19 protein-coding genes are annotated in these 18,370 nt (G+C 64.8%); 14 read left to right on the forward strand and 5 right to left on the reverse strand.

Going from position 1 to position 18,370, the window contains the following annotated elements:
- Positions 1 to 102 precede the first annotated feature (102 nt).
- The 6 genes from CIT40_RS32000 to CIT40_RS32025 all read left to right on the forward strand — a co-directional run bounded on the left by CIT40_RS32000 (position 103) and on the right by CIT40_RS32025 (position 5,846).
- The gene (locus CIT40_RS32000) at positions 103 to 1,512 is read left to right on the forward strand and encodes a cytochrome ubiquinol oxidase subunit I (RefSeq protein WP_094892575.1); all 1,410 of its coding nucleotides are present in this window, start codon (positions 103 to 105) and stop codon (positions 1,510 to 1,512) included.
- Positions 1,509 to 2,519 carry a cytochrome d ubiquinol oxidase subunit II gene (gene cydB / locus CIT40_RS32005; protein ID WP_094892576.1) on the forward strand — a complete coding sequence of 337 codons (1,011 nt, stop codon included), beginning with the start codon at positions 1,509 to 1,511 and terminating at the stop codon, positions 2,517 to 2,519. The genes CIT40_RS32000 and cydB overlap by 4 nt, the downstream gene beginning before the upstream one ends.
- A complete protein-coding gene (locus CIT40_RS32010) occupies positions 2,519 to 2,647 on the forward strand; it encodes a DUF2474 domain-containing protein (protein ID WP_094892577.1) in 129 nt (42 codons plus the stop codon). Before cydB ends, CIT40_RS32010 begins: the two co-directional genes overlap by 1 nt.
- Before the next feature lie 144 nt (positions 2,648 to 2,791).
- Complete coding sequence (locus tag CIT40_RS32015; RefSeq protein WP_094892578.1) at positions 2,792 to 3,766, forward strand: hypothetical protein; 975 nt, start codon at positions 2,792 to 2,794, stop codon at positions 3,764 to 3,766.
- A 362-nt stretch (positions 3,767 to 4,128) separates the two neighbouring features.
- Positions 4,129 to 4,722: a L,D-transpeptidase gene (locus CIT40_RS32020; RefSeq protein WP_094892579.1), complete on the forward strand. Its 594-nt coding sequence runs from the start codon at positions 4,129 to 4,131 to the stop codon at positions 4,720 to 4,722.
- 86 nt (positions 4,723 to 4,808) lie between these two features.
- Positions 4,809 to 5,846 (forward strand): amino acid ABC transporter substrate-binding protein, encoded by a 1,038-nt coding sequence (locus CIT40_RS32025; RefSeq protein WP_094892657.1) that lies wholly within the window; start codon positions 4,809 to 4,811, stop codon positions 5,844 to 5,846.
- Positions 5,847 to 6,093: 247 nt separating this feature from the next.
- Here the strand turns inward: CIT40_RS32025 and CIT40_RS32030 are convergent, their stop codons facing one another.
- Together CIT40_RS32030 and CIT40_RS32035 are read right to left on the reverse strand one after the other, a co-directional pair.
- Complete coding sequence (locus CIT40_RS32030; RefSeq protein ID WP_094892580.1) at positions 6,094 to 7,233, reverse strand: acyl-CoA dehydrogenase family protein; 1,140 nt, start codon at positions 7,231 to 7,233, stop codon at positions 6,094 to 6,096.
- Positions 7,234 to 7,425: 192 nt separating this feature from the next.
- Complete coding sequence (locus CIT40_RS32035; protein WP_094892581.1) at positions 7,426 to 8,640, reverse strand: acyl-CoA dehydrogenase family protein; 1,215 nt, start codon at positions 8,638 to 8,640, stop codon at positions 7,426 to 7,428.
- A gap of 138 nt (positions 8,641 to 8,778) precedes the next feature.
- Here CIT40_RS32035 and CIT40_RS32040 point away from each other — a divergent pair, with 138 nt between their 5' ends.
- Positions 8,779 to 9,324, forward strand: a complete 546-nt coding sequence (locus CIT40_RS32040) for a carboxymuconolactone decarboxylase family protein (protein ID WP_094892582.1) — start codon at positions 8,779 to 8,781, stop codon at positions 9,322 to 9,324.
- A 90-nt stretch (positions 9,325 to 9,414) separates the two neighbouring features.
- Complete coding sequence (locus CIT40_RS32045) at positions 9,415 to 9,909, forward strand: VOC family protein (RefSeq protein ID WP_094892583.1); 495 nt, start codon at positions 9,415 to 9,417, stop codon at positions 9,907 to 9,909.
- 96 nt (positions 9,910 to 10,005) lie between these two features.
- Here CIT40_RS32045 and CIT40_RS32050 read toward each other — a convergent pair whose 3' ends face one another.
- Both CIT40_RS32050 and CIT40_RS32055 read right to left on the reverse strand, forming a co-directional pair.
- The gene (locus CIT40_RS32050; protein ID WP_094892584.1) at positions 10,006 to 11,244 is read right to left on the reverse strand and encodes an MFS transporter; all 1,239 of its coding nucleotides are present in this window, start codon (positions 11,242 to 11,244) and stop codon (positions 10,006 to 10,008) included.
- Positions 11,245 to 11,365: 121 nt separating this feature from the next.
- Positions 11,366 to 12,613, reverse strand: coding sequence for an MFS transporter (locus CIT40_RS32055; protein WP_094892585.1), 1,248 nt, complete (start codon positions 12,611 to 12,613; stop codon positions 11,366 to 11,368).
- A gap of 206 nt (positions 12,614 to 12,819) precedes the next feature.
- Here CIT40_RS32055 and CIT40_RS32060 point away from each other — a divergent pair, with 206 nt between their 5' ends.
- A complete protein-coding gene (locus tag CIT40_RS32060) occupies positions 12,820 to 14,889 on the forward strand; it encodes a prolyl oligopeptidase family serine peptidase (protein ID WP_094892586.1) in 2,070 nt (689 codons plus the stop codon).
- Between the two features lie 174 nt (positions 14,890 to 15,063).
- On the opposite strand, the gene CIT40_RS32065 is transcribed toward CIT40_RS32060, so the two are convergent.
- Positions 15,064 to 15,735: a DUF938 domain-containing protein gene (locus CIT40_RS32065; RefSeq protein ID WP_094892588.1), complete on the reverse strand. Its 672-nt coding sequence runs from the start codon at positions 15,733 to 15,735 to the stop codon at positions 15,064 to 15,066.
- A 236-nt stretch (positions 15,736 to 15,971) separates the two neighbouring features.
- Between CIT40_RS32065 and soxX the strand changes: the two genes are divergently transcribed.
- Genes soxX through CIT40_RS32090 form a run of 5 tightly spaced genes read left to right on the forward strand, consistent with a single transcriptional unit; the run spans position 15,972 to position 18,329 of the window.
- Entirely contained in the window at positions 15,972 to 16,328 is a 357-nt protein-coding gene (soxX, locus tag CIT40_RS32070; RefSeq protein ID WP_414645381.1) for a sulfur oxidation c-type cytochrome SoxX, read from the forward strand.
- Between the two features lie 25 nt (positions 16,329 to 16,353).
- A complete protein-coding gene (gene soxY / locus CIT40_RS32075; RefSeq protein ID WP_094892589.1) occupies positions 16,354 to 16,839 on the forward strand; it encodes a thiosulfate oxidation carrier protein SoxY in 486 nt (161 codons plus the stop codon).
- 13 nt (positions 16,840 to 16,852) lie between these two features.
- A complete protein-coding gene (gene soxZ / locus CIT40_RS32080; RefSeq protein ID WP_094892590.1) occupies positions 16,853 to 17,164 on the forward strand; it encodes a thiosulfate oxidation carrier complex protein SoxZ in 312 nt (103 codons plus the stop codon).
- Positions 17,164 to 18,027: a sulfur oxidation c-type cytochrome SoxA gene (gene soxA, locus CIT40_RS32085; protein WP_162307777.1), complete on the forward strand. Its 864-nt coding sequence runs from the start codon at positions 17,164 to 17,166 to the stop codon at positions 18,025 to 18,027. Before soxZ ends, soxA begins: the two co-directional genes overlap by 1 nt.
- Positions 18,024 to 18,329 carry a hypothetical protein gene (locus tag CIT40_RS32090; RefSeq protein WP_094892592.1) on the forward strand — a complete coding sequence of 102 codons (306 nt, stop codon included), beginning with the start codon at positions 18,024 to 18,026 and terminating at the stop codon, positions 18,327 to 18,329. Before soxA ends, CIT40_RS32090 begins: the two co-directional genes overlap by 4 nt.
- Positions 18,330 to 18,370 lie beyond the last annotated feature (41 nt).

An 18,370-nucleotide genomic window follows, 5' to 3' on the forward strand; every position in this document is an offset into this window, starting at 1 on the left:
AGCGCATGAGTCATCTATGGAGTGGTCGGGCGCAAAGGCTTAGCTGAGCAGCCAGATCGGCGCCCGCATCGCCACGACTTGTCGTGTTGTACGGGAGCGCCGATGCTGTCGAACCTTGATCCCATCGTGCTGGCACGCGCGCAGTTTGCCTTCACGATGTCGTTCCACATCGTGTTTCCGGCGTTCTCGATCGGGCTCGCAAGTTATCTCGCGGTGCTGGAAGCGCTCTGGCTGTGGACCGGCCGCGAGGTCTTCATCAATCTGTTTCACTACTGGCTGAAGATCTTCGCGATCGCGTTCGGCATGGGCGTGGTGTCGGGCATCGTGATGTCCTACCAGTTCGGAACCAACTGGTCGGTGTTCGCCGACAAGACCGGACCGGTGATCGGTCCGTTGATGGCCTACGAAGTGCTGACCGCGTTCTTCCTCGAGGCCGGCTTCCTCGGCGTCATGCTGTTCGGTCTCGAACGCGTCGGCCCGCGGCTGCACTTCGTCGCGACACTGATGGTTGCGATCGGAACGCTGATTTCGGCGTTCTGGATCCTCTCCGCCAATTCGTGGATGCAGACGCCGGTTGGCCACGCCGTCAATGCCGACGGCCAGTTCGTCGTTGTCGACTGGTTCAAGGTGATCTTCAATCCGTCCTTTCCCTACCGGCTCGTGCACATGGTGCTCGCCGCCTATCTGACGACGTCACTCGTGGTCGGCGCCGTCGGCGCCTATCACCTGCTGCGCGACCCGCATCTTGCCGGCCCACGGGTGATGTTCTCGATGGCGATGTGGATGGCGGCGCTGGTGGCGCCGATCCAGATCCTGGCCGGCGACCAGCACGGCCTCAACACGCTGGAGCATCAGCCGGCCAAGGTGATGGCGATGGAAGGGCATTACCAGAGCCATCCCGACGGCGCACCGCTGGTCCTGTTCGGTCTGCCCAATCAGGCGGCCGGCAGGGTCGACTACGCGATCGAGATCCCGAAACTGTCCTCTCTGATCCTGAAGCATTCGCTGAATGCACCGCTCGCAGGCCTCGACACCGTGCCGCGAGAGAACTGGCCGCCGGTACCGATCACGTTCTGGTCGTTCCGCGTCATGATCGCGTTGGGCTTCCTCATCTTTGGGCTGGGGTTGTTCAGCCTGTGGGCCCGCTGGCGCGGCACCCTGTTCCATTCCCGGCCGCTGCATATCTTCGCGCTGACGATGGGTCCGGCGGGCTTCATCGCAGTGCTCGCGGGCTGGATCACCACAGAGACCGGCCGGCAGCCTTTTACGGTCTATGGCCTGCTGCGAACCGCAGACGCCGCCTCGCCACTGGCCGCGCCCGCAGTCGGCTCGTCATTGCTGGCGTTCGTCGTCGTCTATTTCATCGTGTTCGCGGCGGGCGCCATCTACATTCTGCGCCTGATGGCGGCCTCGCCTCATCACGGCGAACAGGGTCCACGCGGCGACGTGCCGACACGCGCCGCCGGCATCACCCCCGCCTCGGGCGTGGCGGGACAGGGTGCGCTGTCATGATCGCGGGCATCGACCTGGCCACGCTCTGGGCCTTCATCATCGCCTTCGCGGTATTCGTCTATGTCGTGATGGACGGATTCGATCTCGGCCTCGGCATGCTGTTTCCGTTGTTTCCGGCCAAGGCCGACCGCGACGTCATGATGAACAGCGTGGCGCCGGTCTGGGATGGCAACGAGACCTGGCTGGTGCTGGGCGGCGGCGGCTTGATGGCGGCCTTCCCGCTCGCCTACGCGGTGCTGATGCCCGCGCTCTACACGCCTGTTATCGCGATGCTGATCGGGCTGGTCTTCCGCGGTGTCGCATTCGAATTCCGCTGGCGCACCACCGCGGCACGAAACCGCTGGGACTTGGCCTTCGCCTTGGGATCGCTGGTGGCGACGCTGGCACAGGGCATTGCCCTCGGCGCCATCCTGCAAGGCGTCCATGTCGAGGGCCGGCATTATGCCGGCGGCTGGTGGGACTGGCTGTCGCCGTTCAGCCTGCTGACCGGACTCGCCCTGGTGATCGGCTATTCCCTGCTGGGCGCCACCTGGCTCATCCTGAAGACCGAGGGCGCGTTGCGCGAGAAGGCCTACCGGCTGAGCTGGGGTCTGCTGTTCGCGATGCTTGCGGCGATCGCACTGGTCAGCATCGCCACGCCGTTTCTCAGCATTCAATACGCGCAGCGCTGGTTCGCCTGGCCGAACGTCGCCTTGGCCGCGCCGGTGCCGATCGCGGTCGCAGCCGTCACCGCACTCCTGATCCGCAGCCTCGGGCAAAAGCAGGACTCCCGGCCGTTCTTTCTCGCACTGGCCCTGTTCGCGCTGTCCTATGCCGGGCTGGGTATCAGCATGTATCCTTTCATCGTGCCGCAGAGCATCACGATCTGGCAGGCGGCCGCGCCGCAGAACAGCCAGATCTTCATGCTCGTCGGCGTGGCCGGACTGGTGCCTCTCATTCTTGGCTACACCGGCTGGGCCTATTGGGTCTTCCGCGGCAAGGTCCGGGCCGGGAGCGGTTATCACTGATGCCGCACAAAGCAGAGGCAAGGCCGCTGGGGCGACGGCTGATATGGTTTGCCGTTCTCTGGCTCGGCGGCGTGGGCGCCGTCACCGTGATTTCCTTCGGTCTCAGGCTGTGGCTTGCGCCGAAATGATCTGACACGGCCACCACCCAGAGCGGAACCTCGTTCTCCGCTGCTCAACGCCACCAGGTGATCCTGGATGAATCTGGCCTCGAGGCTGCTTGACTCTACGGACCCGTCCGTGGAGTTTCGCGGCATCGAAATCAGCCGCCCGCAATGGACGACGCGACCACCAGCACCGACATTCGCCTTCGCGAAGGTTCCTCGATCGCGCAGCGGCTGATCGTGGCCGGCTGCGCGGCGGCCGTGGCGCTGTGTTTCACGCCCGGCCTGCTCACGCACGACATCCTGGAAATCATCATCTCGGTGGTGGCGCTGCTCGTGGGGGCGGGATTCGTCGTCGGCATCATGGTGGCGCCGGCGGTGGTGTGGATCATCACGCCGAATGAGATTCTGATCGGGCGGCAAAGTCCGTTCGGCAAGCTCCGCACGCGGATCGTCGCGAAGGACGACGTCACGGCGCTACAGGTTCCCGGCAGCAAGCGGGTGAAGGCCCGTTTCCAGCTGGTGTTCACGCTGGCTTCCGGGGAACGCCTGACCTCCCCGCCGATCTCCGACGTCACGCATGTTCGCGACACCGTGGCCCGGATCGCGGCGCAGTTCGAAGTCCCCAATGTCGAGGATCCCGTCAATCCGCTCGACGCCAGCAATGCCGAGATGCAGCTCGGCGAGCCGCTGGAGGCGTTTTCCGCACGAGACATCAGGATCGTGTCGCTGATCGCTGTCGCATTGTCCGCTCTTCCCTACGCCTACAAGCTCTGGCGCGGATGGCCGCCGAGCCATGTCGACATCCTGCTGCTGCCGCTCGGCGTGCTCGCCGCGTTCGCCGTGCACCGCTACGCCAATCTCGTGACCGGCGCTTTCTGGATCATCCGCGAGAGCGATATCCGCGTCGAACGCCTGTGGGGTGACGGCAGCTTGCGCACCGATCACATCGAAGGGCGCGACGTGAAGACGATCACGGTCGAGCGCCGCGGACGGTCCGAGGACGAGCACTGCATCGTGGTGATCCGGCTGCACTCCGGGCGACGGTTTCGCAGCCCGCGGATTGGTTCGAGGGTGGAGGCGCGCGCGGTGGGGACGGAGATCGTGCGGCGGCTGGGGATCGCGGCGGAGAGCAACAAGATCTGATTGGCCAGTGCCAATTATCCAACTTGATCTCACCGCGCACTCGGTCTGCGCCTCTCCCGCTCGCGGGAGAGGTCGCGCCGAAGGCGCGGGTGAGGGTTCTATCCTCTGGGGGTATCCCACTGTGGAGACACCCTTCCTCCCCCGCAGGCCCCCGCAGGCGGGGGAGGGAGCGCACCGAGCCAAGCCGCCACGACCTGTGCTTTTCGCGCCATCCCCTGTTTGTGGCATTGCCCCGGCCCCGTCAAAAAACCAAAGCATTCTCGTGACATATCAGGGCGGCGCGCCATCAACTTGCCATGAACATGCCCCTCAGGTTTGATGGTTCCGAATGATTTGCGCCGTGGCAGTGGGGAGAGCTTGAAATGACGGATTTTCGTCGCCTGACCGGGATGTTCGTGGCCGCGATCGGCCTGATCCTGTCCGCACCACAGGCCATCGCGCAGCAGCCGGACCGCGGCGACGAGCCGGGTCTGGTCGCCGATGACGCCTACCAGCTCGACCCGGAATGGCAGAAGCAGGTGGTCTATTTCCGCACCACCGAGGCGCCGGGCACGATCATCGTTTCGACCGCCGAGCGGCATCTCTATCTGGTGCAGCCGGGCGGGCGTGCGATCCGCTACGGCATCGGCGTCGGCCGCGACGGCTTCCAGTGGCAGGGGCTCGTGACCATCACCAACAAGAAGGAATGGCCGGACTGGACGCCGCCGACGGAGATGATCCAGCGCCAGCCCTATCTGCCGCGCTTCATGGCCGGCGGCCCCGGCAATCCGCTGGGGGCCCGCGCGATGTATCTCGGCACCACCGTCTATCGCATCCATGGCACCAACCGCCCCGACACGATCGGCACCAAGGTGTCCTCGGGCTGCTTCCGTCTCGTCAACAACGACGTCGCCGATCTCTACGACCGCGTCCCTGTCGGCACCAAGGTCGTCATCCGGCAGAAGCCGGAACTCTGAGGTCTCGATCCGGGCATGGTCCGTCGGGCCATGCTCGCCGTGTTCCGTCCCAAATCCTTTTCCCGATTTTTCGAGAGCAAAACATGATGCGCACCTTTCGTGGCGGCCTGCTGATCGGGCTCGCCGTCGCCGTGCTGGTCGCCGTTGTGGCCATCATCTATGAATTCTACGACACCCGCACGCTGAAGCGCACCGTGCGCCGCGGCGAAGTGCTGTGCGGCGTCAACAAGGGCCTGCCGGGCTTCTCCTACTCCGAGGACAACAAGACCTGGAACGGCTTCGACGTCGATTTCTGCCGCGCGGTGGCCGCGGCGATCTTCAACGACCCCGGCAAGGCGAAGTTCATCCCGCTCGATGCCAGCGAGCGCTTCAAGGAATTGCAGAGCCGGAAGGTGGACATCCTCTCGCGCAACTCGACCTGGAGCATGGCGCGCGAGCTCGATTACGATCTCTATTTCCCCGCTGTCGCCTATTACGACGGCGCCGGCTTCATGCTGCCGCGTTCGCGCAACAAGGAGACTTCGCTGGACCTCGACGGCAGCAAGGTCTGCGTCCAGGCCGGCACCACGACCGCGCTCAACGTCGCCGACTACTTCCGTGCCAACAACATGAAATATGACGAGGTGAAGTTCGACAAGCTCGACGAGGTCGTGAAGGCCTACGACAGCGGCAAGTGCGACACGCTCTCCGCCGACGTCTCCCAGCTCTACGCGCTGCGGATCAATCTGGCGAAGCCCGGCGACCACATGATCCTGCCGGACATGATCTCCAAGGAGCCGCTCGCCCCCGTGGTGCGCCAGCGCGACGACGACTGGATGATGATCGTGAAGTGGACGCTCTATGCGATGATCAACGCCGAGGAGCTCGGCGTCACCTCGGAGAACATCGACGAGGCGCTGAAGTCGAAGAAGCCGGAAGTGATGCGGCTGGTCGGCACCGAAGGCAATTACGGCGAGCAGCTCGGCCTCACCAAGGACTGGGCCGTCCGCATCATCCGCCACGTCGGCAATTACGGCGAGATGTACGAGCGCAACATCGGCGAGAAGTCGAAGCTCAAGATCCCGCGCGGCATGAACCAGCTGTGGAACGCGGGTGGCGTGCAGTACGCGCCGCCGATGAGGTAGGACGGTCTATCGGCCGTCGTTGCGAGCGCAGCGAAGCAATCCAGAATCCCTCCGCGGTGACAGACTGGATTGCTTCGTCGCAAGGGCTCCTCGCAATGACGAAGTTGATACAGAGTCGCGCCACACTCTCCGTCGTCATGCCCGCACCGTAGCCCGCATGAGCGAAGCGATATGCGGGGCCGGCCGCGCGACATTCCCGGATGTCGCTTCGCTCATCCGGGCTACAAGCTCTACCCGATGGCCAGCCTCAATACCCCCGCGCCCGCGCCAGCTGCTCGGTGTGGTAATTGGCGTCCCCGAACAATTCCTCGCACACGCGGGCGCGCTTCATGAAGAAGCCGATGTCGAACTGATCGGTCATCCCCATGCCGCCATGCATCTGCACGCCTTCCTGCACCGCGCGGGTGGCGGTGGTGCCGGCGCGGGCCTTTGCCACGGCGACGCTCGATGCGGCCTTGGCAACATCCGCGTCCAGCGCCTGAAGCGCCTTCATGGTGGCGGCGCGGGTGATCTCGATGTCGACATAGAGCTCGGCTGCGCGATGCTGCAGCGCCTGGAATTCTCCGATCAGCTTGCCGAACTGCTTTCTGCTCTTGAGATACTCGACGGTGCGATTGAAGACTTCCTCGCTCAAGCCCACCATTTCGGACGCCACCGCGCCCCGGCCGATATCGAGCACGCCGTCGAGCAGGGCTGTGCCCTGATCGACCTCGCCGAGCACATGATCGGCAGTGACCTCGACATTGGTGAGTTCGATCCGCGCCGCATTGTGCGAATCGACCATGATGGTGCGCTCGATCGCGACACCCTTGGCCTTGGGATTCACCAGGAACAGCGTCAGGCCGTCGCGCTCGCCGGCGGAGCCCGAGCTGCGCGCGGCGACGATGAGGAGATCAGCGACATGGCCATCAACGACCAACGCCTTGGCGCCGGAGAGCTTGAAGCCGTTGCCGGCGCGCACGGCCTGCAGATTGATCTGAAGCGGACGGTGCTTTGCGCCTTCGTCGACCGCCAGCGTCGCGAGCAGCGAGCCGCTCGAAATCTTCGGCAGGTACTCCGACTTCTGCGCGGCATTGCCGCCGCGGCTCAGCGCCGAGGCCGCGACCACCGAGGTCGCGAGGAAAGGCGACGGCATCAAGGTGCGGCCGATCTCCTCCATGACGACGCCAGCCTCGACATAGCCGAGCCCGCTGCCGCCGAATTCTTCCGGCACCAGCAAGCCGGCGAAGCCCATCTCGGCGAAAGCGTGCCACAACTCTTTGGAGAAGCCGGTGGGGTCCTTGCTGTCGCGCAAGCTGCGCAGATGCGACACCGGCGCCTTGTCGCTGATCAGCCCGCGCGCTGAGTCGCGGAGCATCGATTGTTCTTCGGTGAGGACAAGGGCCATGTGCGTGTTTCCGAATGTCAAAGTCTGTTCTGGTTCGTCATTCCGGGATGGCTCGAAAAGCCAGGCCCGGAATCCATTTCACAGCAGAGAATGCGGCCCGATGGATTCCGGGCTCGCGCTTCCGCCTTCGCTCTTCGAGCTTCGGCGGACAAGCCGCGCGCCCCGGAATGACGGGTGGTGAGAGCGTGCGCCTTACGCCCCCGGCAGATCGAGGATCCGCTTGGCGACGATGCCGAGCATCACCTCGGTGGTCCCGCCCTCGATCGAATTCGCCTTGGTGCGCAGCCAGGCGCGCGGGCGGGCGCCCTGCCTGGAGCGATCGCTCTCCCATTCCAGCGCATCGACGCCGCCGGCCGACATCAGGATCTCGTAGCGGCGTTTGTTGAGCTCGGTGCCGTAATATTTCATCGCCGAGGAAAACGCCGGATGCGCCTGCCCCGCCTTGGCGAGATCGACCGCGCGCTCGGCGCAGGCCGCAAGCGCAGCTTCATCGACGTCGAACGTCGCGATCTTGCCGCGGAGCATCGCGTCATCGAGCTTGCCTTGCGCATCGGTGCCGACGGAATCCGCCGCGATCTGGCCGAGCGGACGGCCGACGCCGCGCTCGCCCATTCCTGAAATCATCGCACGCTCGTGCTGCAGCAGATATTTCGCGACGTCCCAGCCGCGATTGACGGTGCCGACCACATGCGATTTCGGCACGCGGACGCCGTCGAAGAAGGTCTCGCAGAACGGCGAATAGCCGGAGATCAGGAGGATGGGCTTGGTCGTCACGCCCTTCGAGGTCATGTCGAACAGGATGAAGCTGATGCCGTCGTGCTTCTTGGCGGCGGGATCGGTGCGGACGAGGCAGAAGATCCAGTCGGCATAGTTGGCGTAGGAGGTCCAGATCTTCGAGCCCGTGATGACGAAATCGTCGCCGTCGCTCTCGGCCCGGGTCTGCAGCGAAGCAAGGTCGGAGCCCGCGTTCGGCTCGGAATAGCCCTGGCACCAGCGGATCTCGCCCGCCGCGATCTTCGGCAGGTGCTCCTTCTTCTGCGCGTCGTTGCCGTATTTGAGCAGCGCCGGTCCGAGCATCCAGATGCCGAAGCTCGACAGCGGCGGGCGGGCGCCGATCTTGCCCATCTCGGCGCGCAGCACCTTGTGCTCGGCAGCACTGAGGCCACCGCCGCCGTACTCTTTCGGCCAATCCGGCACGGTCCAGCCCTTGTCGCGCATGCGCTCGAACCAGACGCGCTGCGGCTCGGACGAGAATTTGGCATTGCGCCCGCCCCAGAACACGTCTGCGTCCGAGGTTGCAGGCTTGCGCATCTCCGGCGGACAATTGGCTTCCAACCAGGTGCGCGCCTCGGCGCGGAACGTTTCGAGCTCGGCGGATTCAGGGTCACTGGTTTTGGAGTCGGACATTGGTCGTTTCCATCAATCAAATCGACTTGTTGGGCGCGACTCTGGGCCAAGCCTCCGTGGAATTCAACCACTTCCGCAAGCCCACGTTCGGCTATAGTCGCATTCAACAGAGAGCTTGAAAACACGGAGGAAACGACCATGCGCCTGAAGCTTCTTTCGCCTGGCGAAATGAACGAGAGCCAGCGGCAGACCTATGACGAGTCGATCGCCGGCAAGCGCGGCAAGCCGCCGGCGCCGATGATGGCCTGGCTCAACAGCCCGGACATGGCCCGTCACGCCACGCGGCTCGGCGAGGTGCTGCGCTACGACACGATGTTTCCCGCAAGACTTTCGGAGATCGCGATCCTGGTGACGGCGCGGCACTGGACCGCGCATTACGAATGGTACGCGCATAAGCGCCTGGCGCTGGCCGGCGGCATGAAACCTGCGATCATCGACGCCATCCGCGACCGCCGCACGCCCGAGTTCGACGACCTGGAGGGCAAGATGATCTACGACCTGGCGAAGTCGCTGCACGAGGGCCACGGCGTCGAGAAGGGGCTCTATGACGAGGCGGTGAAGCTGCTCGGCGAGCGCGGCGTGGTCGAGGTGATCGGGCTGTGCGGCTATTACACGATGGTGTCGATGACGCTGAACACGTTCGCGTTCGAGCTGCCGGAGGGCGAGGTCGCTGAGCTGGCTTAGTCGCTTATCCGGAAACGCTGGGTTTCGGGACGGGGCCGTAGCGCCGTCCCGAGGTCCGCCTTATGTGGGTTTGGTCAACGGAGCAGCCAAATGTCGCAAAGCCCAGCCGTCGCCGCCGGCACCAGGATCGGCCACGTCCACCTCAAGGTCGCCGATCTCGATCGCGCGCTCGGCTTCTATTGCGGCGTGCTCGGCTTCGAGCTGATGCAGAAGATGGGCTCAGGCGCGGCCTTCATCTCGGCCGGCGGCTATCATCACCACATCGGGCTCAACACTTGGGAGAGCAAGGGCGGCTCGCCGCCGCCGCCCGGAACGACGGGGCTGTACCACACCGCCATTCTCTATCCGACGCGCGCGACGCTCGCCGATGCGCTGCACCGCGTGCTCACGGCCGGCATCGCGCTGGACGGCGCCAGCGATCACGGCGTCAGCGAGGCGCTGTATTTGCGGGATCCGGACCAAAACGGGGTAGAGCTCTATCGCGACCGGCCGAAAGAGGAATGGCCGCTCGGGCCGGATGGCAAGCTCGCGATGTTCACCAAGCGGCTGGATGTGGAAGCGTTGCTGCGAGAACGGGAGGCGTGAGGCCGTAGCCGTAGGGTGGGCAAAGCGAAGCGTGCCCACGCAATCTTGCGATGTAGCGACAGATGGTGGGCACGGCGCCTTGCGCCTTTGCCCACCCTACGGGAGCGTCGCTTTTGGCTTCCCCCGCACCATGATCAATGCCGCTGCCGCCACCTCCAACGCGATGCAGAGATAGAACGGCAGCGCGTAGCCGCCGGACCAGTCACGCAAGGCCCCGACCACGCCCGGGCCGAACGCGTAGGTCACCTGGTTGATCGCGGTGTTGAGGCTGATCAGCACGCCGAACGACGCCGAATCGAACTCCCGCTGCACGATCAGCGACGGCAGCGTGATGAGGTTGCCGACCGAGAAGCCGAACAATGCGCAGGCCGCGATCAGCACATAGTCGTCGTGCAGGTTGATGACGACCAGAAGCGCCACGGCCTGGCTGAGGAACGACAGCGCGGAGGCCAGCCGCTGGTTGAGGCGGTCGATCACAAGCGAGAACAGCACGCGGCCGACCACCGCCATCGCGGTCAGCACCGCGACCGCAACGGCGGCGCGCTCGCGGCCGATCACGGGATCGAGGAACGAGATCAGGTGCACGATGAAGCCGACCTGCGCGAACAGCACCAGCGCGAACGCAATCGTCACCGTGAGGAAGCCGACGTCGCGGAGCGCCCATGCGCGGATCTGCGTCGATGATTGCGGCTTCGCCTTCGCCGCCGCGTGCCGGCCGTGGTGATCGGGCGGCCGGCCGACGACGAGAAGGATCACCGGCAGCAGCAGCACCAGCATGGCGCCGGCGGCGGCGTACATCGCGCCGGCGAAGCCGACATGGCCGATCAGGGTCACCAGCAGCGGCACGCCGACGATGCCGCCGAAACTGGCGCCGTTGAGCGCGAGACTGATCGCCATGCCGCGCTTGCGGTCGAACCACAGGCTGATCGTGTTGGTGATCATGGCAAGACTGGTGCCGGCCCAGCCGAAGGCGAGCACGGCGTCGGCGAGATAAAGCTGCCAAGGCTCGCGCACCGCGCCGATCGCGACGCTGGCTGCCGCCATCGCGAGCGTGCCTGATATCAGGCAGAGGCGCGGGCCGTATCTCCTCACGGCCTCGCCGACGAACACGACGAGCAGCGCGCCGAACAGATAGAAGAACGTGGTGCCTGACGAGATGAGCGTGGTCGGCCAGCCCCGCGCGCGCTGCAACTCGGCGACATAGACGCTCTGGCCGTAGAAGCCGAGCCCCCAGCCGAAGGTCGCCAGCAGGAAGCAGACCGCGACGATGCGCCAGCCTTCGTAGCGGGAGGAGGCTTCGTCGATGCGAGCGTCCTGCCGGGGATTGTCGAGCATTCGCGCTTGTCCTTCGCTGTCCCCACGCCGGGTTCATGACGAGCATCATGTAACGGTGCGGGACCAGAAAATCACTTCGACAGCGATCGAAGTATCAACGCTGCTGACAGCCTCCCGCCACTCAGACCGCGTCCGGGAACTCACCCATCACAGCCTCCAGCCGCGCCTTGCGGCGGCGCGCATACGAGACCAGCGAGAGTACGGCGAGGCCGAGAACGACCGGCGGGAACACCACCAGGTTCACCGCCGACCAGCCGTAATTGGCGAGCAATTGCCCGGAGGAGAACGAGCCGATCGCCATCATGCCGAACACCAGGAAATCGTTGAAGGCCTGCACCTTGTTGCGCTCCTGCGGGCGGTGCGTCTCCAGCACCAGCGCGGAAGCGCCGATGAAGGAGAAATTCCAGCCGACACCGAGCACGATCAGCGTGGCCCAGAAGTGCATCGCGGTGAGGCCGGAGAGGCCGATGCCGGCGGCGGCGGCCTCCAGCAGCAGGCCGGCGGCGACGATCTTCGGTGCGTTGAAGCGCGAAATCAACGCGCCGGTGAAGAAGCTCGGCCCGTACATCGCGACGATGTGCCATTGAATGCCGAAATTGGAATCGGACACGGACAGGCCGCACAGCTTCATGGCGAGCGGCGCCGAGGTCATCACCAGATTCATCATGGGATAGGAGATGACGCCGCACAGCGCCGCGGCGATGAAGCGCGGCTGGGTCACGATCGTGAGCAGCGGGCGACCACCATGCAGATCGGCCGGCGCGGGCTTGGGCATATCGACGCCGGCGACAATCCCCATCGCGATCAGTGCGACGGCGGCCTGGACCAGGAAGCTGAAGGCGAACAGATAGGGTTGCCAGACATCCATGGTCCATTGCACGAGCTGCGGACCGAGCACGCCGGCGAACACGCCGCCCGCCATCACCCAGGACACCGCCTTGGGCCGATAGGCCGCGCTGGCGCCGTCGGCGGCAGCAAAGCGATAGGATTGCGCCACGGAGCCGTAGAGGCCGCCGAGGAAGGTCGCGACGCAGAACAGCGCGAACGAGCTGTGCAAGATCGCGAACGAGCCGAGCAGGCCGGTGAGCGTGCCGAGGCCGGTGCCGATGACGAAGGCCGCGCGGCGGCCGAAGCGGCGCGAGATCGCGCCGGTCGGCAGCGTGCCGGCCGCAAGTCCGACCACGTACATCGAGATCGGCACCGTCGCGAACGACATGTCCGGCGCGAGCGTGGCACCGACGATGGCGCCGGTGGCGAAGATCACGGCCGAGTTGGCGCCGGTCAGCGCCTGGGCTGCGGCCAGGCGCACCACATTGGCGCGCACGCGGGCGTCATCGGCGATCTCATGGGCAGACGTCACGTCAAGCATCGGCGTTTCCACCCCCAAGGGACTATCAAGGGGCTCAAGGACTTCGTTGATTCGCGGCACTATGGAGGGCTGCGGAAGGGCGGGCAACCGGCGCAAACGGGCGCAGGCCATGCCTCTGACGCAATCGGTGCGATGATAGCGGCCCGCGCGCTTGACGGCTTGCGCTCGATCAAATCCTATCCTGCGCAGATTTCGGAGTTTCGTTCATGACCATCGACGACAGGCCCACGCTCAGCGCTCCCGACGACGATCCCTTTCTGTGGCTGGAGGAGATCGAGGGCACGCAGGCGCTCGATTTCGTCGAGCGGCAGAACCAGCTGACGCTCACGGCGTTCGGCGGCAAAGCGTTCGAGCACGACCGCGACGTGCTCGCGGCAATCTACGATCGCCCGGACAACATTCCCTATGTCAGCCGGCGCGGCAACGAGTTGCACAACATCTGGAAAGACGCGGCCAACCCACGCGGCCTGTGGCGGCGCACCACGCTGACTGAGTTTCGCAAAGCCGCTCCTGCATGGGAGACCCTGCTGGATATCGACAAGCTCGCAGCGCAAGAAGGCGAGGATTGGCTGCTCAGCGCAATCGTCACGACGCCCGGAAGCTCGCGCGCGATCCTGAGCCCGTCGCGCGGCGGCAGCGACGCCGTGACCTTGCGGGAATTCGACCTCGTGACGAAGAGCTTCGTGGCGGACGGCTTTACGCTGCCGGAAGCCAAGGGCGGCGCGGACTGGCTCGATGCCGATACGCTGCTGTTGTCGAGCGCCCATGGCGAGGGCATGGCGACGAGTTCGGGATATGCGCGAACGGTTCGGCTATGGCGGCGCGGCCAGCCGGTCGAACAGGCCGAGGTGATCATCGAGACCACCCCGGATCGCATGATGATCTATGGCATGGCCGACGACACCGGACCTGAGCCGCGGGTCTGGATCGTCGAGCAGATCGACTTCTTCAATCATGCGGTCTGGCTGCGCGATGCGGCAGGGAGCATCACGAAGCTCGATCTGCCGACCGGGATCTGGCTGCAGGCCCATGGCGACTGGTTCGCGATGAAGCTGCGCACGGACTGGACGGCCGGGGGGCGGACCTACGCCACCGACACCGTGCTCGGAATCTCGCTGTCGGCTTTCCTCAACGGCAGCCGCGATTTTGCCGTGCTGTTCGAGCCGGCGCCCCGGCGTGCCTTGCAAGGCCTGTTCTGGGCGGCGGGCAAGCTCGTGCTGTCGATCCTCGATGAACTGCGCCCGCGCTTCGAGATCTGCACGCCGTCCGCCGCGGGCTGGAGCCGCGAGACGCTTCCCGCCCTGCCCGAGATCGGCGTCGTCGACGTCTGGCCGCTGGATCGTCATCCCAGCGAGAGCAATGGCGATCTGCTCGCCAATGTGCAGGATCCGCTCACGCCATCCTCGCTGCTGTTGCTCGCGCGCGGCGTCGCGAGCCCGGTCGTGCTGAAGCAGGCGCCGAAGACCTTCACCTCGGACGGGCTCGTGGTGACGCAGCACGAGGCGATCTCCATCGACGGCGAGCGCATTCCCTATGTCCAGACCGGCCCGGAAGGCGAGACGGGCGATGCGCCGGTCTATATGAGCGCCTATGGCGGCTTCGGGCTTGCCGTGAAACCTTATTACAATTCCTCGCTCGGCAAGCTGTGGCTGGAGCGCGGCGGCACCATCGTGCAGGCCAATTTGCGCGGCGGCGGCGAGTTCGGCACGCGTTGGCACGATGCCGGCCGGCTCGCCGGCAAGAAGCTCTCGCATGACGACTTCGCTGCCGTCGCCGCCGATCTCGTCCGCCGCGGCGTGACGAACGCAAGACGGATCGCGGCTCAGGGCGGATCGAACGGCGGCATCCTCATCACCAACATGCTGGTGCGCTATCCCGAGCGCTTCGGCGCGCTGTTCTGCACCATCCCGCTGATCGACATGCGCCGCTACACGAAGCTGCTGGCGGGCGCGAGCTGGATCGCGGAATATGGCGATCCCGACAAGGCCGAGGAGTGGGAGTGGCTGAAGACCTACTCGGCCTATCACAACGTAAAGGCCGGCCAGTCCTATCCGCCGATCCTGATCGCCACCACGCGCCGCGACGACCGCGTCCATCCCGGCCACGCCCGCAAGATGGCAGCGAAGCTGCAGGCGATGGGCTACGAGGCCTGGTTCTACGAGCCGGCCGCCGGCGGCCACGGCTACGGCAAGGACAACCGGGAGCGCGCGGGCTTCGAGGTGCTGGGCTTCCGGTTCTTGAAGGAGAAGATCGGGTGGAAGGATGGCGAGGGGTGATCCCTGTTGATGCGTAACGCAGCGTTGCGGGTGGTGCACCTCTCCCGCTTGCGGGAGAGGTCGGCGCGTAGCGTCGGGTGAGGGCTCTCTCCTCTTGGGGAATGTCCCGTTGCGGAGACACCCTCTCCCCAACCCTCCCCCGCAAGCGGGCGAGGGAGCGCACCGGCCGCGCAGCTACCGCTCAAACGCAAGTGTCAGATTGTTCGCAGGCATGTCGACGGAATCGACGAGGCGAAGACCCGCGGCCTTCGCGAGCAGCACGACATCGCTGATGTCGCGCACGCCCCAATCGGGATTGCCTTCACGCAAGGAGGTGTCGAACACCGCATTGCTGAGCGCGGTGTGCTTGCCGTCTCGCTTGAACGGGCCGTAGAGGAACAGCTTGCCGTCGGGTCGCAGGTAACGGCCGGCGCCGGCGAACAGACCCTCGGCCACCGCCCAGGACGCGATGTGGATGACATTGGCGCAGAACACGGCCGCAAGGCTCGTCGGCCCCTGCCCGCTTTTCATCTCCTGACACCAGTCGGGATCGGTGAGATCGATCCGCAACGGGCTGCGGATGTTTGGCAGGCCCGCATGGACGCGCCAGGCTTCGATGCTCTTGAGGTGGCGCTGGTTGAGGTCGCTGGGCCACCAGATCAGGCCGGGCGTATGGCGGGCGAAATGGACCACGTGCTGTCCTGTTCCACTGCCGAGCTCGACCACGTCGCCGGTCATCCCGGTGAGGGGCTTTTCCAGCGCCGCCCATAGCGGCTCATGATTGCGATGAAATGCCGGAGCATCGAGCCGCCCATCCGGCTCGACCCGTCCGCCGTCCCTGCCAAATTCGACGACATATTCAGCCAAGTGAGTCCCCAATGAATGCGAAACAGAAAAGCCGGCCCGAAGGGCCAAACGCCCTAGAATAATTTGCTAGTACCGACCTGGTAGATGAACGAACTTATCTCACGGGTTGCAATGCGGAGGATATTAACTCCATTTTGCCGCGTGCATAGTCTTGATTGTCAGGCGATGCCCTTTGTGCTTTGGAACGCTTATATTTCCGCAAACGAGATCATCGACATAACGCTTGGGACGATGCCTTGACCGCTTTTCCTTGCAAGCTTGCCGTCCTGGTGGCGCTGGTTCTCTCCGCCGGCGCGGCTGCGGCTCCTGCGCGGGCACAATCCGCTGCTCCCGACGGTGAGAGGCTCGCTTTCGATCGCGGCAAGGGCAATTGCCTGACCTGCCACGTCATCAAGGGCGGTGACCTGCCGGGAACGATCGGGCCGGAACTGAAGGACCTCAAGACCAAATACCCCGATCGCAGCGAACTCACCGCGATCATCTTCGACGAGACCAAGCGCAACCCGCAGACCATGATGCCGCCGTTCGGCCGGAACCGGATTTTGACCGAACAGGAGATCAGCGCGATCGTTGATTTCCTGCAAACCCTGTAACGGCCGGCTGCCCAGGAGATTTGAGATGACCACGACCAGCGGCCCGCTTGCGACAAGGCGCCTGATCCTTCAGGGCGCGGCCTCCGTCGCCCTGCTCGGCCTCGGCAATCTGCCGTTCGCGCCTGCGCATGCCGCGGCCAACGACAAATATCCGGAAGAGGCCTTCAAGCAGAAGAACGAGGCCGACGCGATCAAGGCACTCTACGGCAGGAATGCCGAGCCCTCCGACAAGGTCAAGCTGGATGCGCCCGAGATCGCAGAGAACGGCGGCGTGGTCCCGGTGTCGGTGACGACAACTCTCGACAAGGTGAGCTCGATCTCGTTCTTCGTGAGCGAGAACCCGTTCGCGCTTGCCGCATCCTACAAGATCGCCGAGGGCACCATTCCGGGCGTCGCCAACCGGCTGAAGATGGCCAAGACCACCAAACTGGTCGCCATCGTCGAGGCTGACGGCAAGCTCTATAGCGCGACCAAGGAAGTGAAGGTCACCGTCGGCGGCTGCGGCGGCTAGGAGGATCGGTCCGATGGCATCAAGCATTCGCGTGCGCGCAACATCCAATGGCGACATCACCGAGGTGCAGACGCTGATCCAGCACCCGATGGACACCGGCCTGGTCAAAAATCCCGCCGGCGAGTTGATCCCGGCGCACTACATCCAGCAGCTCAAGTTCGAATGTAACGGCAAGGACGTCTTCGTCGCCGATTGGGGCACTGCGGTCTCCAAGGACCCCTACGTCAAATTCAGCTTCAAGGGCGCCAAGAAGGGCGACGAGCTCAAGATCTCCTGGACCGACAACAAGGGTGCGTCGGATACGACCACCGCGAAGATCGCGTGATGCAGACCCGCCTCTCCCTCCTGCTTGGCTCACTCAGTGCCGCGCTGGTTGCGTTCGCCCTCACCTCGCCGCGCGTCGTCGCGGCGGACAAGGTCGATCCCGTCGCCGACGCCAAGGCGTTTCGGAACTACTTCTTCCAGAAATTTCCTGACGTGAAGCACGAGGACTTCGTCAACGGTCCGTACTCCATGAACGCGGACATGAAGCGGCAGTGGCAGGAGAAGGAGGAATTCCCGCCTTACGAGTTCGCGCTCGACGCCGGCAAGGAGATGTTTGCCACCCCGTTCAAGAACGGCAAGACCTATGCCGACTGCTTCCCGAACGGCGGCATCGGCGTCCGCCAGAACTATCCATACTTCGACGAGAAGGAAGGCAAGGTCGTCACGCTGGAGCTCGCGCTCAACCGCTGCCGCGAGGCCAATGGCGAACAGCCCTATTCCTACGTCAAGGACGAGATGGCCTCGCTCACCGCCTACATGGCCTTCACCTCGCGCGGCAAGCCGATGGACGTCAGGATTCCCGACGATCCGCGCGCGCTCGCAGCGTTCGAGAACGGCAAACGCTATTTCTACACGCGGCGCGGCCAGCTGAATTTCTCCTGCGCCAGCTGCCATGTGCAGAGCCCGGGCGAACGCATCCGCGCCGAGATCCTGGCGCCGGCGCTCGGCATTCTCAACGCGATGCCGATCTACCGCTCCGAATGGAGCGGCATGGGCACCATCAGCCGCCGCTTCGTCACCTGCAACAGCCAGACCCGCGCGGTTCCGCTGGAGCCGCAATCGGACGAATACCGCGACGTCGAATATTTCCTGTCCTACGTCGCCAATGGCCTGCCGATCTCCGGACCGGGAGCACGGCCATGAAGCGGTCACTTCCTCTCGCCATGCTGCTGGCGTTGAGCCTCGCGCCAGCGGCGCGCGCGGCCAATGAAGCGGATTACAAGGCGGCCTATGCCACCGCGGAAGCCGCATCGAAGGAGGCTGCAGGCTTGCGCAATCAGTGGACCGTGACCGTCTCGACGCTGGCCGCGGCGAGGAAAGCGGCGGATGGCGGCGATTTCGACCGCGCCACAGCCGCAGCCAAAGAGGCCGAGGCGCTGGCAAAAGCGTCGATCTTCCAGGCGACGTCTGAAAAAGAAGCCTGGAAAGCGATGGAAATCCGCTAGACTGGGCCTTAAGTGGAACAGTCTTGCGGTCGTTGAGGGCG

The sequence above is a fragment of the Bradyrhizobium amphicarpaeae genome (genome assembly GCF_002266435.3).
Lineage (GTDB): Bacteria > Pseudomonadota > Alphaproteobacteria > Rhizobiales > Xanthobacteraceae > Bradyrhizobium > Bradyrhizobium amphicarpaeae.